A 1,609-nucleotide genomic window follows, 5' to 3' on the forward strand; every position below is an offset into this window, starting at 1 on the left:
CAATTTTTCGGACTGGGCGCCAGGCAAGGAGGCGCTCGGCGCCGTGTTTTCGTGCAACATAATAATGCATCTCCTAAACATAACAAGGGGTGGCTCGCACTTGGCGTAGTATTTTGTTACAACAAAATGTCAAAACTCTGCGCCGACGCAATCGCGCAGCAAACATCCGCGTTGCGTACGGCCTTCTACGCTACCTCATCGCAAGCATCTTGGGGAGCTCAGGGCTACGTCCTGATTCGGACAACTTTGAACTCGAAGGAAGCGCAGCAGTTTGCTGAGCATCACTGAGACGGACGGCGCAATTCAAAGAGCTGATAGTTCGTTCCATCAACGACAACTGACCCAAGGCAGGAATAGCCCTGTCGGGTTTTCGCTCTGAGAGATCGTATATTCGTCGGGTGTATGAAAGAGACTAACCGAACGATAGGTTGGGTTGCGAAGGCGAATTCGATCGCTGGCTTAAGGCTTTCCGGCCCAATCCCCTGGCCGCACCGGGCTCCGAACAAGTAGCATCCGGTTTCAATGTCGTTGTCATCGACGCGGCGCAGCCCGGATCGCCCCACGAAGCGCAAGTCGCCATTGTCCTCTCGTTCATAGACCATCCAGAATCCATATCCGTAAGTTTCCCACTCATGAAGATAGAGGGACAGCCGCGCATCAGACATTTCCCGCGTTGGCGGAATTCCCCCCATCGTCGATTCGACTACTAGCGGATCACAGTGCAGGCGATGCATGGCATCGGCATCCCAAGGACGTATTGGGCGCATGAATAAACGCTCTGTTTCTAGATTCATGTGAAATTCCATCCCTCGTTCCATCGATCGCCGCTACCCGCGATATCAATACCGGCCGGCAGCTCTGCCGCCTCACACCGAAGGGTTTCAAAACCCGTGCCATTTGGCTGATCGGACCGAAGAAGAAATTTTGTGATTGCTTTTCAACTGTTTAGCCTGAAGCAAAACAAAGATTGGGTTAACAGAGCCTGTGCTGCGGACACGACAAACCCGACACAAGGTGTCGGCATGGCGAGACCGCAACGTTGACCTCGCTGGAGAGCCATAACGGCTGCCGACGGCGTTAGTGCATTGATCCGGACTGGCGATGTCACGTTGTCTGCACATAAACGCGTTGAGAGCTGCGGCCGCTGATGTCAGCTGACCACGGACCACGGCTTTCCATTCCGCCATGGCTGCAGGCGGTGAGTATGTGTAGCGAGAGCGGAGCGTTTTGAGGGGGCGCGGGACGAAGAGCTTGCGCAGAGCCGAGAAGATCGAAACGAAAGCGTTGCAGTGCTCCTGGTGATCGGAAGCCTTGCATCATCCGTTCCCGTTTTCGCAGGGGCACATGTGCAGGCGTTATCGACTTAACTCGCGTTCAGGGATTTGCGGCATAGACCCGATCGCATGAACACCGCGGCCGTCAGCTACAAGCGCCATCGTTTCCCGCCGCAGATCATCGCCCATGCAGTCTGGCTCTACTGCAGGTTCCCTTGAGCCTGCGTCTGGTCGAGGAAATGCTGCTGGACGCGGGGTCGTGGTTCGTATGAGACAATCCGCCGGTGGGGCATCAAGTTCGGTCCGCATTACGCTCGCCGCGCGCCGCAAGCAGC

2 protein-coding genes and 2 pseudogenes are annotated in these 1,609 nt (G+C 55.9%); 2 read left to right on the forward strand and 2 right to left on the reverse strand.

Going from position 1 to position 1,609, the window contains the following annotated elements:
• The coding region (locus tag NKH93_RS34185; RefSeq protein WP_352976407.1) for a hypothetical protein at positions 1–288 on the forward strand (288 nt) is incomplete at its 5' end.
• Here the strand turns inward: NKH93_RS34185 and NKH93_RS34190 are convergent.
• Both NKH93_RS34190 and NKH93_RS34490 read right to left on the reverse strand, forming a co-directional pair.
• Positions 282–806 (reverse strand): GNAT family N-acetyltransferase, encoded by a 525-nt coding sequence (locus NKH93_RS34190; protein WP_352976409.1) that lies wholly within the window; start codon positions 804–806, stop codon positions 282–284. The genes NKH93_RS34185 and NKH93_RS34190 overlap by 7 nt on opposite strands.
• Before the next feature lie 360 nt (positions 807–1,166).
• A pseudogene (locus tag NKH93_RS34490) lies at positions 1,167–1,350 on the reverse strand (IS6 family transposase); the annotation flags it as partial.
• A gap of 53 nt (positions 1,351–1,403) precedes the next feature.
• Here NKH93_RS34490 and NKH93_RS34200 point away from each other — a divergent pair.
• A pseudogene (locus NKH93_RS34200) lies at positions 1,404–1,609 on the forward strand (IS6 family transposase); the annotation flags it as partial.

Origin of the sequence: Mesorhizobium sp. M0954, assembly GCF_040319155.1 — a bacterium.
Lineage (GTDB): Bacteria > Pseudomonadota > Alphaproteobacteria > Rhizobiales > Rhizobiaceae > Mesorhizobium.